The organism is Vibrio sp. 1727 (assembly GCF_033344415.1).
GTDB classification, from domain to species: Bacteria; Pseudomonadota; Gammaproteobacteria; order Enterobacterales; family Vibrionaceae; genus Vibrio; species Vibrio alginolyticus.
Map to the genome: position 1 here is coordinate 50,180 of NZ_JAWPOT010000006.1, position 13,789 is coordinate 63,968.

Genomic DNA, 13,789 nt, shown 5'->3' on the forward strand with positions numbered 1-13,789 from the left:
ACATTTCCTTTAAATAGTAATTGTTATAGTTCGATCTTTTGTACGTTCGTGTTTTTTAAGCACAGAACCAATACCTAACTGCCCCTGCTGTTTCGATAAACAAGCTTGTGGTAGCAAACTATGTTTGGTGGTGAGCTGCCACTTCAGTTGTTTATGTTTTCCAATCAACTCATAAGCAGCGTTCTTAATGATTGCTATATTGGGTTGGTTAGGAAGCAATTTACTAACTAGCTGTTTATCTTTTGGCAGAAATTCTATTGTTGTCCCCGCGTTGATGTTCCATGCTTTCGAACCCAAAGACGCTCCTAAACCAAGTTGAGCAAACTGCCCTTCAGGCATAGTTCGGGATGCAAGGCGTGTTTGCTCTTCTTTCGTAAGGTGTAACCATTGTCCTTGAAATTCATGAACTTTTACTTGGCATCCAGATAAACATTCAAGAATACTTTTCAGTCCACCTTTACTTCTCACTGGTGAAGCAAACACACCACCATAGTGCCGGGACAGTGAACTCCCTTTCCCAGTTAATGCCGATTTACAGCTTTCTAACGGCGAACGCGCGCCCTGCGCATGCGCACGAGACTGAACAGTCAGCTGACTCAGTTGCCAACATCGATAATAAAGAGATAATAAGCGATGATTGAAAATATCGTAGAAGTCCACCATAGCCGTATCGCCTTCTTTTTGGCGATGTAAAGCTAATTCACTATAGTGCTGGGGAAGCACACCTTGCTCACCCGTTAGGCCTATTAAATTGGTCTCAATCTCTAACTTGCTGTCATCTATATTTTTCAGTTCACAAAGCTGAGCATTTTCAAAACCTAATGATGGATTAACCTTTAAGTTTAGCTTTTCATGCTTCGGTAACGCATCTGTTCCTATTTGCGCCTCTGCTTGCAGAACTTCGTGTTCAATAAGATGAATCGCTTCAAACAATGGATGTTGCTTTAATTCTCGATAAAATTGTTCCGCGCTCATAGCAACACCTTATCGCCAGTTAATGCGGGCCATAGGTGGAAAGACTTTCCCGTGGACTTAATTCTTATTTCTAACTGCGTAAAAATGTTAATTTCAGCATATTGCGAGAAGTAAACAGATAAAACACTACCTAAGAGAAAGATCTGCTCTTTAGGTAAAATTTGATCAGAAACCGTCAAAATAATTTTTATACCGTGCGCAAATCCAACTTTGCCTTTCTGACTAATTCTTCCTGTAGTAGGCTCAAACTCTAACTTAGTTAAAGCATCGATTACCGCTTTCGTTTCTGCTGTCCCAGAAAATGCATAGAGATTAAGGGTCTGCTTCAAAGTTGCTAAACCATCTTCCTCGGTAAAATGGTTTAAAGTTAAAAGCTTAGTTAACTGCCATCGTGTGCTTTCATCCATTTCTGGCCGAATAGTTTCTGATAAAGAAACTAAACAACGAACAGATTCGAAATTGTCATTTACCTCCGGTAAAGATACTTGCGGCAGCCCACCTCCAAATGGAAGTTTCTGCGCTAAGTTGCGGTTACAGCACTCAGCTTCCACGTACATTAACCAGTTTTCCCGGCTATCCGGGCTGAACAATTGATGTTTTTTATCAACAAAAGAAATGTAAGTTTCTCTACCTGGCTCATCATACCCACCAGCCCAGTTCTTATCCTCACGTCTCATCAACCAATAAATCTCACTAGTGTTTGTATAATGCGTGTGCTCACCAGCGTGATAACATGGCAAATTGTGGTACGTTTTGTTCCAGTTTCTCAACGTTACGTCAGAAATTGAGACAACCTCATTACTTTCAGATTCTTGGTATTGCGGAGACAAGTGGTAATCGTATTCAGTTGGTAGAATACGCTTAGGCTCCATAATACTTTTAAATAAGTTGATTACAGGCACACAACCTACCATTAAGCTTTCTTCGTCCACTTGCTTTGGAAGCCAGTCATCGTTGGTATCAAAGTAAAAATACAGTTCGACTTGCTCTCCAAGATCTAGCTCAGATAATCCAAGTTCGGTGATATCAAAGAACATAAACTTCTCAGGAAAGTGCAAATACTCAACAAGTAATCTTGCTCCTGAAAAGCTTCTTTTACTGTATGGCACAACTTTCTCATCTTCTGAAAATCCTACTTCAGAAAGATGTCTTTTGGTTAAAGGACGAACTTCTTTGCCATCCACAACAACAGATAAACCAATTAGGTTTTGAAACAGCATTTGGTAGAGCTTAAAAGTCAATTGAGATTGACCGTTTAAATAGAAGCGCAGCCGTTCTATCCCCATTTCACCAAGAGGAGTCTCTTCATCTTGAGCCGTGAGCTGTACTTTCAAAACTGAATGAGCATTGCTTTCCCATCGTGAGCCAACTGGCTTGAAAGGCGCATTTTTAAAAACGCCAGAGGTCACATCAACAGGATACATTCTGACCGGATAACAAGTTCTAAACTCGCATTCATGATATCCAGTAGCACCGATAACAACTCGCTCGCCTTCTTCTACATCAAAATAAGAGGAAGTGGAGTTAGAACAGCTCATTTTAATGACTGACATTGACGGGATTGGGGCGTGAAAATCCGGATATAACTGTCCCATCAAAGACTCTGTAAACTGAGGGTAACTATTGTCTAAGCTTTGTCTAATCCTTGCTGTTAGAAATGCGCAGCCTTCTAACAATCTTTCTACGTGTGGATCGTCAACCTGTTCCTCACTAATACGAAGTCTCGCGGCAATCTTGGGATACTGCTCACCAAACTCTTGCCCTTTGTGACGCAAATAAGCTAACTCGCGATTATAGTACTTGAGAAACTCTTCACTCATTTTGCTCTACTCAGTTTCATACCTAAATTTACCGGCTCTACTTCAGAATTGAATCGCACTTCATGAATACTGTTATCAATTAAGCAAGTGGCATTTATCTGTAACCTCAATACCCTATCAATAGCGTTTTTCTCGTCCGAAATCTGGACATGAGGGTTCCTTAACCTCGGCTCAAACTCTTTAATTGCATCATGAACGATGTCGCAAAGCTGATTCTGCCCTTCTTGGCTGCTATAGGGCATTGAGGAAAAATCTGGCAGCCCATAGTTCAATATTGAATAACGAACCTCTAGAAGATCATCAGGAATATTTTTCCATCCAATACGACTATTCAGCATCGACTCTAGATCTCTAAGTAAGCTGCTCAACATCTGTTGCTGGCTTGCAGGGAAGTCTTTCTCATCTCGAGTGAGAGGATCACTATCTATCAATTTGTCGAGCAGAGAAACGGTTAACGACATGATATTTCTACGCTATTTGTTTCTGTTCTAATAATGTAGTCAAATCACAGATTGGAAGCGCTGAGTCACCGACTAACCAACATTTTTGACCCAAGCCAACAAAAGATTCTTGCTCACCAATCTGCTTCCAATCCGTTTCTCGACCTAACTTTTGCGCATCGGTCTCTGAGTCAACATATGTCAACGGCATATGGCCTTCGCCTTCACCAAGTCCATCGATATCAAACTCGACAGGTCGCCAAATACTCTCTAACAAAGAAGTAGGTGCTTTAACTTCTAGCGTATGGATGCTCGATATGGGTACAAGAAAATAGTTACCTGCTGTAGAAAACAGTTCAATGTAACCACCTAAACGATCATCAATATCTCTAGCATCTTCGTAGTTTGTGCCGTTTACGTTAAACCCTTTAATAGTGCGATGCTCTTCAATGCGATGCGATAGACGTGACGCTTCTTCGTACTCTTGATTTCCGAGAGCAAGATTAAATCGAACAAGCTCTTTAGTTAATTCCTCATCACCTAATACTTTGGCACTAGCCGCACCATTGATAAAATCCTTTCTAGCTTGAGCTGCTTTCACTAAATGTCGTAGCTGACTTGCACCAGGCAGATACTCAGGAAACAATTTAATCGATTGCATGAGCTGAGCGTCCGCACGCTCGAAGTCCCCATCAATGCAAAGAAGCTCAATGAAGGAACTTCTCAAGCTCGCATCTTTAGGGGTTGCTTTAATTTCATCAATTAATTGCTCTAGAGCGTGTTGCAATAGGCCTTGGGACAAAGCATTTTTCCATTGAGTCATTGTTATTTCCTTACACCATGTGCTCTGGTGATAATTCGGTAATTAATTTAATGCTAGATACCATTTGATCGAGTTGAAAATGCGGTCGCAAATGGATAACTGAGTAATAATGTCCAGGAGTTTCTCTTTTCTCTCGAACTGTAATTTTCGCTTCATTTAGGGGGTATTTAGCTCGAAGCTCATCAGACGCTTCATCTGATGCGGTAGTGTACTGATGTAACCAGCGTTGAAAGTCACGCTCTAGGCTTTCTGCGTCTTGATACCCACCAATTTTGTCACGCCCCATAACCTTGAGATAATGTGCGACTCGCGATACACACAATGTGTATTGCAACATCGATGTCAGTTTTGCATTCGTTGAAATATGCTTTTCTGCGTATTGTTTGGGCTTGTAGAGAGATACATTCGAGGTCATCCCCACCATATCGGTCTCAGGTATTGGAGAAATAGAAATAAAACCGCACTCAGACAATTCTTGTTCTTTTCTCTCAGAGATTTTCAAGTTTAACGGACATCTTTCACGATCATTCTTGCCATTAACACGCATCTTGCTCCTTGTAGGAGCGACGATAATACCCTGACTGTAATCGCCTTGTTTAATCCCTCGCATATGCGTGAACCAACCATGTTCCTGAAATGCTCTAATTGATACGGCAGCAAAACAGTACGCACTACTCCCCCATAGCAAATCTCGGTTGGAGTCGTAGATGTGTTCTTGAAAATTGAATTTATCATTCCGCGAGCCATCACTTTTGTATGGCTGACGGAACAAGACGTTAGGTGCAGTCAAACCAATAAATTTAGCGTCATCGTTGTCTCTCAAACTACGCCACTTTGCATAATCTTCCTGTTCAAATTGGGCCGCTATATCTCTTATCGCAGAGAGTTGAGCGAAACTATCAACACCAAACATCTCTGGCGATGCAGACATGATAAATGGGCTGAATGCTGCAGCTGCAGACTGAGAGATCTTACTCAACACAGACAGATCTCTATCAAAATAATTTTTACTAGGATCACAGCGAAGCTGATAATCTCCAACCACCACACCAAAGGGTTCTCCCCCTGCCATCCCATATTCATTTTGATAGAGCAACTTAAATAGTGCTGATTGGTCAAACTCGATGGCTTTTAAAGCATCTTTACTGATTTCATTCCATGTCGCCGTTAAAACCTTAACTTTTACAGAATCCGATGAACGAGAATCAACCTGTTCACATAAATACCTAACTCCAACCCACCCCCTTTCGAGCTGTTGAAACTCAGGATGATGTAATATTTCATTTAGTTGAGATTCTAATAGCTCATCAATGCGGTTAATTGTGTTCATCACACTATGACGAAAGCTGTCCAAATCTCTTGAACGTGTACCTTCTAGCCAAATTCGAGCTGACGATACAAGATCAGAAGATTCATTGAATCGAGTCAACCACGGGCTATCAAGTTCAGCGTAGCCTCCGGTACTGAACTCATGTTTTAGCTTGCTAGGGTCGCGAAAGTTAAGTGACACTGCTAATTCCATCTAGAACATAAAGATTGGTCATGGCTGGCCTTTCGACCAGCCAATTCGTTTCTTATCCACCTGACTGAGGGATCTTGGCCACAAGTCGCAAAGATGTCGTCAGTTCTTCCATTTGCAACCAAGGTTTCAGCCATGCTACGGCATTGTAAGAACCAGGTGCGCCAGGAATTTCCTTAACCTGAACACGAGCGTCTGCTAGAGGGTATTTCGCTCTGATCTCTTGACCACCGCCTTCAGAAGCATTGACGTAACCTAGGATCCAGCGGTTCAGCCAAGACTCAACGTCTTCTGCTTCCATAAAGCTACCAATTTTATCTCGAGCCATTACTTTCAAATAATGCGCAAAACGAGATGTTGCCATCATATAAGGTAGGCGGGCAGAAATGGCCGCATTGGCCGTTGCTTCAGGGGATTCATGGTTCGCTGGTTTTTGACAGGTTTGCGCACCAAAGAACACTGCATAGTTGGTGTTTTTGTAGTGACAAAGCGGTAAGAAACCAAGCTTACCAAGCTCCGCCTCACGTCTGTCGGTAATACCAATCTCTGTTGGGCACTTCATATCAGGGTCGCCATCATCACTCATGAAGAAATGCGTTGGCAAGTTATCCACTCGACCGCCGCCTTCTGCACCACGGATGGCAGTACAAAATCCATATTTTGAAAATGCGTCGGTTAACTTAACACCAAGAACATACGAAGAGTTCATCCAACAGTAGTCGTTATGTTCAGCGTTAACAGCAATACCTGAAACAGGATCTACTTCGAACTCTTCAAACCCAAACTCTTCGACTGGAGCGGTAGCTTGTCCGTATGGCAAACGAGCAAGGACTTTTGGCATCGTCAGACTAACGAAGCGCGAATCGGCACTCTCGCGGAACGAACGCCATTGGGCGTATTCTAGTGATTCAAATACCTTATCTAGGTCGCGTGGTTTTGACAGCTCAGTCCACTCATCAAAGCCGAATAGTGCTGGTGAAGCCGCGGACAAGAATGGAGAGAAGCCAGAAGCCGCTACATTTGACATTAGGCGTAACGACTCAATATCTTCTGGGTGGTTGGTAAACTCATAGTCTCCAATCAATGCACCATACGGTTCACCACCAGCACTACCAAACTCAGACTCGTAAACCTTTTTAAAGATCTGGCTTTGATCAAACTCAACAGCTTTGCTCAAGTCTTTATGTAGCTCTTTCTTGGTCATGCTCATCATGCGAACTTTCAGAGTAGAGCTGGTCTCTGAATTCATCACTAGATAATTTAAGCCGCGCCAAGAACCTTCGAGTTTCTGTAATTCTGGGTGATGCATTACTTCAGACAACTGATCAGAAATCTGCCTATCGAGCAAATTAATCGCTTCACGAAAAGTTACTGTTAGGTTTTTGTTCCAAGTAACTGTCCCTTTCATTGCTTCTTCAGCGAGCGTTTTAATCAGCTCCTCAGCACGAGAAGCTTCGGTCTGCTTAGTCGCACCAATAGCTTGATCTAAGAATGAAGTTGTCTGTTCATTAACTGTTGGATCTAACTGTTTTTCAGCTTCAGTCGTCATTATTCCGCTCCTTCAGTACTATCTGACTTCGCTTTCTTGTCAAGATCTAACTCGCCTGCAAGTCTTGCCAGATTGTCTGTATTGTTCAAAACATCCTCTAGGATATTTTCAAGCTCTTCTGAGCGGTCAACTTTTGTCATCAAATCACGCAGTTTATTACGCGTTTCCATCAATTGGCGTAGTGGATCAACTTGATTTACGATCGCAGCAGGCTCAAAGTCTTGCATTGATTTAAAGTTTAAATCGACCTCAAACTGTGAATCGTCATTCGCAAGCTTATTAGCAACTTTAAACTTCACCGATGGATTCATTTTTTTGAGTACATCGTCAAAGTTATCTCGATCGATCTGAATAAAACGGCGGTCTTTTAATGGCTTCAACGCTTCTGTGTTTTGACCAGCGAAATCACCCATTACACCTACAACAAAAGGCAGTTCTTTCTTAAGAGTTGTACCTTCAGTTTCAACATCATAGGTAATGTGGACACGAGGCTTCCGTACTCGTGATAGTTTCGAGTGGATACTCGTCATACCATTCTCCCTTTATTAATTTTCATTTTGTTCTGCTATGCCAACCAAACGGAAGTAGCTTTTCTTTGCATCCCCGTCGGAGATAAGTTCCGCCAGTAACTCCGGCAGAGGCATCCCACACCAACGAATGATCTGTTCGATGGAGTAAGAAACTGGTGAGTGAGGTTCACTCTCTCGGAAGAAATCAGCTACTTGCTGCAATTGTCTAATTGCCTGCTCTCGTGATTTCATGTTTGTCGCTAATAATGCATCACAACTTTGTGCACTTAACGGTTGTTCAGAAGAAGATTCATCAAGATCCTCTAGCTCTTCAATCACTGCTTGTGGTTGATTAAAACGATCTCCAAGAAGGTGCTTTAATGCCGAGTGTATTGATTCAAGTCTTTTTGATATATAAGAGCTAGGAGTCACATCACCGACCGCTTCATCTAATCGCTGACTGAATTCATTAAATGATTCTGTAGCGAACTCCAAATCCGTGATTAATTCTTGATAAAACGTATCAGAAGTCGACTTAACCGTAGTTATAATTTCAGATAACTCAACAGCCCCAAGCTCGACTCGATTTCGGCGCTTATCTTCGTCTAAGCGCTCAAGCTCTATAGCTTGCTGATATTCCCAATAGGCATAAGCTTGCTCCACGCCTAAGTCAGTCAATGGTATACAAGCAATTGGAAAAATAAGTGTTCCTTCACTATCGATACCATTGAGGCCAATAATCGCCGATATTCTTGTCTCAATACCATCTTCATCAGGCATTGGGTACAGATCATCCCAAAAGTTCTCAATTAAACTGGTTGCGAGTTTGTAGCCAACGCCCATACCACGAAAACCATACAATCGAGTTAGGGCTTCTATAAGCCAGGCAACAAATTCCAAATCTTTAGACTGATTCGTGAGTATTTCTGGGACATCTTCAATAAATACTCGCCATAAATTACTGTGGGTATAGATACTTTCTTCTTCTATAAGAGCATTACGTTCAGCGTTGCGGGCGGCCATACGCTGATCTTTCAACCGATAGTAAGCAGACTGTGGTGATACATCCTCTCTAGGATCAATACCTGTAGGATTTTCTTGAGATATAGGAGCCAACGCTTGTTCATACCAATCAAACATTTCATTACTCATAAGCTCTCCCTCTTAGAAAGACAGGTATCGTCGCGTCTTCTCTAGTTACTGTTTCGCACTCCGTTTGCGCTTGGCGAACTTTGATCAAAGCACAAGTTACGTTATCACTTGCGCCCCGAACCAAAGCCGAATGCATGAGCGCTAATCCAGCTTGGTTGACTGAGTCTGCATACAATGTCCGATGAATTTCATCACTCGTAAGTTCCTTAGAGAGTCCATCGCTACAGAGTAGAAACTGATCGCCGTCAGCCAACTGCCCTGAAACTTGATCAATAGTGACACTTTCGTCGACCCCAACAGCTCTGGTAATAACATTTGCAAGAGGGTGCGATTCGGCATCTTCAAATGCCAATAAGCCCTGATCCACTAAGTCCATGACTTGACTATGATCACGTGTTTTTTGGACCAAATTACCACTTCTAAGCTGGTAAATTCGGCTATCACCCACCCAAAGACAGTGGTAATACCCATCCTGAATAAACAACAAAACAAGTGTTGTTCCCATCGTTTTACCGTCTAAGTGATTTTGTGCGTATTGGTAAATTTCTAAGTTCGCTTCTTGAACCACTCTTCGGATATCATCGATATTAGTATTGGAGACATCCTGCATGTGGCGCGCGACTCTATCCACTAGCATCTGGCTTGCTATATCGCCAGCACTGTGTCCACCCATTCCATCGGCAACCACCCAAATATGCTGTTCTGTCATATCCAACAGAGCATCCTCGTTATAAGGGCGTACTTTTCCTGCGTGCGATTTAGCAAAGGTAAAATAGTTCCAATTCATTCTTCTATCCTACCAATTCCACTTTTTCCAGCCGCCATCAAGCATGGCTGAAAACTGACCAATTGAAGGAAATCCACTAGTAATGAACATGCATGGTTCAACCTTCGTTGAACCTTCAGTCCACCAAAAACATGGTTTACTCAATTTTTCTTTAATGAGGTAATTCAAAAGCGTGTTTTGATCAGTATTGCCGTGATCATGAAAAACTGTAGATATTTGGCTTTGATAAAGAAACTCTAGAGGCTTCACTTCACTTGTTACATTCGCAACGAGGTCATTTTTTTCTTGAGTACTCTTATGCCAAACATCAAAGACAAAGTCGTCCTCAAGTACTGAAAGAGCAAGAGCGGCACTGTCCTCCGTCCAAGCTCTGTCACCCCAATATTGCGCAGCTTCACCTTTTACGGCACGAGCTATAGTAAAGAAAAAGTATCTACCGCATGCATCAACACTAGGAATCATGCTACCAATGTAGGTTGAGTCTTCTAAATAGCTAATATCCAAAGCAAAGTGCCACACAGGAGCCGTTAAAAAGTGCTCATTCCAGCTTTCACCCAGTTGTTCCCTGCTGACTGCAATAACCGCCTGTTGCCAATCATGCCAACGCTCCGAGAAATCTTGTGATAAACCATCTTTCACAAAGTCCCCTTTTGCAGGCATTTTACCGATATAGCCCCAGCCTGATGTTATAAGGTTCGTGGACATCTGAACCTCTCCATTTCATTTGACCAAAACGGATTAATGGCACTAGAAGGAATAAGCTCTAGCTGCACCTTATTTCCCTTTAAATCAATCATAACTATATTGTCTTTACGCGATTCTGGCCTTGCTTTAAGTGATTGATCCAAAAGCTTGAATATGCCCCACTCACCTTCATAGGTATGCGCAATTTCGCGTTTAGATTCAGGTGGTGTGAACACAATTCGAGTCTGATCTTGACCGGCAGGCCAACTCAACGATTTAGCTCTTGCTGGTCCATGCTTATAAACCAAATCTTGTCCACCCAACTCTAAGACAAATCGAGTAATGTGCTGGTCTAGATAAACAGGCTTCATCCCAAACTCTACGCGTAATGAATTATCAGATTCAAAGAAAGACTGCCTGATACGTTGCGCTCTTTGAAAGACCATTAGTGTTTCTGGACGAACTCCAATTTCCTTTTCTAATCGCCAACGACTTTTCGAAGTATCCACAAACGGTTCGAGGTATTCTTGGAAGAATGCGTCAAGCGTACCTCCATAACCAAAGAATCGCTTAAAGTCTTTCAATCTAACTTCTCTGCTCGCGTTGGGCTCGAATGGATATCTGCCAGCAATAGTCCGCTGATAAGGGCGGACCACCTGTGTTACCCAAAGTTGATTTAGATGATCCTTCGAACCGCTCTCCGCAAACTTAACCGACTCTTGAGAAAGCTCACCTAGCCATTGATTAAATGGTCTCGGCAAAAGTTCTTTAGCACGAGCGAAGGAAGCTGCGACATCTTGTGTAACGGTTCCATCTAAAATACTTTTGTAGGCAATTTTCTGATTGTTACCAGAGCTTGATAAGTCACTTAAATACGAACGCAAGTTAACCATTGCTTGTTGAATATCATCAAAGTCTTGCTCACCAAGGCGTAAGATCTCTGAAAAATGCGATTCGACTTCTTTACCTGGCAGAGCAACATTGAAGCCGTTTTCTTCAGGTAAATACATGTCTAGTCTATCTGCCGTATTTGAAAACTTAACTTTGGCAACTTTACCAGCAACTTCAGAAGCGGCTTTTTGATTTTCTGACAATGATACTTTTGATAGAGCAACCTCTTTTTGGATTGCTCTCAACAAAGATTCGATTGGTCTTTCAACTCCAGATAAAACCCTCGCTTGCTCTGTCGCAAGTTCTAGGCTCGGAGCCTGCTTCAATTGAATATCTTCGATCAACGTTTTCCATTCATTAACATAATCTTGATAGTATCGAGACTGAACGCCTTGGATGGCACTATCTTGATCAATTTCATGAGCCTTAAGATCGTCACCATAAACCCAGTTCTCTTCCATTAGGCTTTTTACTGTACGGTTGATCTGAATCTGAAAAATGCTATGAAAACCATTGTACGTGTAGAAACCCGAAATGCCTTGTGATAGCGGTTTTCCACTAGCTCGCTCGAACTGCTCAAGCCCTTTAGGTCCCAATACATCAGTCAAGCGAAATGAAGGTACATGACTCTTAGAACATTGTATTTTCATTCGCTGATAAGCACGTTCAGGTAGAGACATTTGAGTCAACACTTCTCGAGCACTCGTCACGGCAGCAGTGTTGTAAGTAAAGCCTTGTCCATCGTTGCCTAATAAATATTGAGTGTGCTGTAGCAAGCGTCTTCTTAAGTCTGCGTTTAGCTCACCCGGATATTGACGTTCGAAATAAAAGTTAAACCAAGCCAACACTTCATCTTGTTGATATTTGTCTGGATTGAATAACATCAAATACGTTTTTAACGTTTCGTACAAATACTCACGATGCTGTTGATTGCTCTCCATTTCTGACACCAGGCTATCAAGAAGCAAAGGGGCGAAATATTGGGTCAAAGCATCAGAATATGCATTGTTTGCCGCCTGAGATACTTTGTCTCCTTGATAGAGACCAAACCTCTTTACAGAGTCGGCATCACCGTAGTTGCTTTGCTTTCCGAGAGGAAGCGTCATCAACCTATCTAATGTTTCTACAGCTGAAACAATATCCGCTTCAAAATCTAAACTTTGAGCGCCAATCAGTGCATCAATATGGCTAGCTTGTTCATTGGCATCGACAATTAACTGTGAGTTCCACTTATAACTCATAAACCAAAGCGCAGAAGCTCCTAGCAGTAGCGTTGTACATCCAATGTAAACACCTCGACGCATCCAACCTGACTGCTTTTGATAGTGACGATTAACTGTTCCTAACAGTTGCTCTTTGAAAATAACCTTGTCAAAAAGATTCTTTACGAAATAACTATGAGAACCAGTCTGACTCTTTGCTAGAGCTAAACGATTTAACCCAAGTCCATTGGTTGATTCATTCATCAGCTTATCGACTGGTAAGCCTTCTTGAACCGAACTCAACATAAACACACCACGAATCAAGGCAGGCTCTTCAAAACTGTTTTGTGCAAAAATTTCAGCTAAAAACTCGTCAAGATTAGCTTGTAGCACTCTTAATTGCTTTGGAAATTCAAAGATAAGCGCGCGTTTATCTAAATCGTCCTCAGTTTCAAGTATTCTAAGCATACGGGCATCAAGGCGCTCCAACATGCCATGAAATTCTTTGTTGAATAGAGAAATAACGCCTCTTTCATCATCCACTTCACGAGGGAACATGAAACCAAATAAATCATCTCGTTCTTCCTTACTTAAATCGGCAAAGAATTCATTGAAACCGGCAACTAAATCCATTTTGGTGAGCAATACGTAAATCGGAAACTGCATGCCTAACTGGTTTTTCAGTTCTTGAAGTCTCGACTTAATTGCTCGAGCATGAAGACTTCGCTCGGTTCGAGTCTGAGACATCACGCTGGCTAAACTTATCGTAACAATCGCACCATTAATTGGTCTTTGCGTTCTATACTTTTTCAACAATCCTAAGAAACCATGCCACGCTTTAGAGTCGACCTTTTCTTGACTGTCTTGTGTCGTATACCGGCCAGCCGTATCTATAAGAACTGCTTTATTTGCAAACCACCAATCACAGTGGCGAGTGCCACCTACACCGGCAATAGAGTCAGAGCCAAGGCTGTCTCCTAATGGAAACTCTAACCCCGACTGCTTTAATACGGTTGTTTTCCCCGTTCCAGGAGGGCCAATCAATACATACCACGGTAAGTCATACAAACTTCTCTTGCCTTTGTGTGTTTTCGTCACTACTTTGACAGCTTGCTCAATACGCTCGCGCATTAAGTCAATTTCACTTGCCGCTTCTTTATCTGATTGGCTATCAACCTCAAGCAACGTTTGAATACTTTCGTCTTCTTTCACCTTTTGCTTATGCTGCTTGGTAACGTTAAATATCGCCCAAAGCAACACCAACACTAGAATAGTGACTAGCCGTTGAAAGTCACTCTTTAGGGGCTCATATCCCGCTATCGTAATAAGTGGACCAACAACCCAAATGAAAATAGAACAAGCAGCGACACCGATAAGACCGAGAAACCATCTTTGAGTAAATATTCTGCCAATTTCTTTAATACGCATCTCTATCTAC

The 13,789-nt window shown here is 42.1% G+C and carries 11 protein-coding genes; all 11 read right to left on the reverse strand.

The window, feature by feature from the left end; all coding sequences use genetic code 11:
- Positions 1 to 9: 9 nt before the first annotated feature.
- Genes tssG through tssM form a run of 11 tightly spaced genes read right to left on the reverse strand, consistent with a single transcriptional unit; the run spans position 10 to position 13,779 of the window.
- Entirely contained in the window at positions 10 to 975 is a 966-nt protein-coding gene (gene tssG, locus R8O10_RS08160; RefSeq protein ID WP_005375963.1) for a type VI secretion system baseplate subunit TssG, read from the reverse strand.
- A complete protein-coding gene (tssF, locus tag R8O10_RS08165; protein WP_017820213.1) occupies positions 972 to 2,795 on the reverse strand; it encodes a type VI secretion system baseplate subunit TssF in 1,824 nt (607 codons plus the stop codon). The genes tssG and tssF overlap by 4 nt, the downstream gene beginning before the upstream one ends.
- Complete coding sequence (tssE, locus tag R8O10_RS08170) at positions 2,792 to 3,256, reverse strand: type VI secretion system baseplate subunit TssE (protein ID WP_017635621.1); 465 nt, start codon at positions 3,254 to 3,256, stop codon at positions 2,792 to 2,794. The genes tssF and tssE overlap by 4 nt, the downstream gene beginning before the upstream one ends.
- A 7-nt stretch (positions 3,257 to 3,263) precedes the next feature.
- A complete protein-coding gene (locus tag R8O10_RS08175; RefSeq protein ID WP_017635622.1) occupies positions 3,264 to 4,058 on the reverse strand; it encodes a type VI secretion system accessory protein TagJ in 795 nt (264 codons plus the stop codon).
- A 10-nt stretch (positions 4,059 to 4,068) separates the two neighbouring features.
- Positions 4,069 to 5,580, reverse strand: a complete 1,512-nt coding sequence (gene tssC / locus R8O10_RS08180; protein WP_025767712.1) for a type VI secretion system contractile sheath large subunit — start codon at positions 5,578 to 5,580, stop codon at positions 4,069 to 4,071.
- A gap of 52 nt (positions 5,581 to 5,632) precedes the next feature.
- Complete coding sequence (tssC, locus tag R8O10_RS08185) at positions 5,633 to 7,126, reverse strand: type VI secretion system contractile sheath large subunit (RefSeq protein WP_005375950.1); 1,494 nt, start codon at positions 7,124 to 7,126, stop codon at positions 5,633 to 5,635.
- The gene (gene tssB / locus R8O10_RS08190; protein WP_005387524.1) at positions 7,126 to 7,656 is read right to left on the reverse strand and encodes a type VI secretion system contractile sheath small subunit; all 531 of its coding nucleotides are present in this window, start codon (positions 7,654 to 7,656) and stop codon (positions 7,126 to 7,128) included. Before tssB ends, tssC (R8O10_RS08185) begins: the two co-directional genes overlap by 1 nt.
- Positions 7,657 to 7,671: 15 nt before the next feature.
- Positions 7,672 to 8,787, reverse strand: a complete 1,116-nt coding sequence (tssA, locus tag R8O10_RS08195) for a type VI secretion system protein TssA (protein WP_054578969.1) — start codon at positions 8,785 to 8,787, stop codon at positions 7,672 to 7,674.
- Entirely contained in the window at positions 8,780 to 9,574 is a 795-nt protein-coding gene (locus R8O10_RS08200; RefSeq protein WP_270054863.1) for a PP2C family protein-serine/threonine phosphatase, read from the reverse strand. The genes tssA and R8O10_RS08200 overlap by 8 nt, the downstream gene beginning before the upstream one ends.
- Before the next feature lie 9 nt (positions 9,575 to 9,583).
- Complete coding sequence (gene tagF, locus R8O10_RS08205; protein WP_005375944.1) at positions 9,584 to 10,279, reverse strand: type VI secretion system-associated protein TagF; 696 nt, start codon at positions 10,277 to 10,279, stop codon at positions 9,584 to 9,586.
- Positions 10,261 to 13,779, reverse strand: coding sequence for a type VI secretion system membrane subunit TssM (gene tssM, locus R8O10_RS08210; RefSeq protein ID WP_318191276.1), 3,519 nt, complete (start codon positions 13,777 to 13,779; stop codon positions 10,261 to 10,263). Before tssM ends, tagF begins: the two co-directional genes overlap by 19 nt.
- Between the last annotated feature and the right edge of the window lie 10 nt (positions 13,780 to 13,789).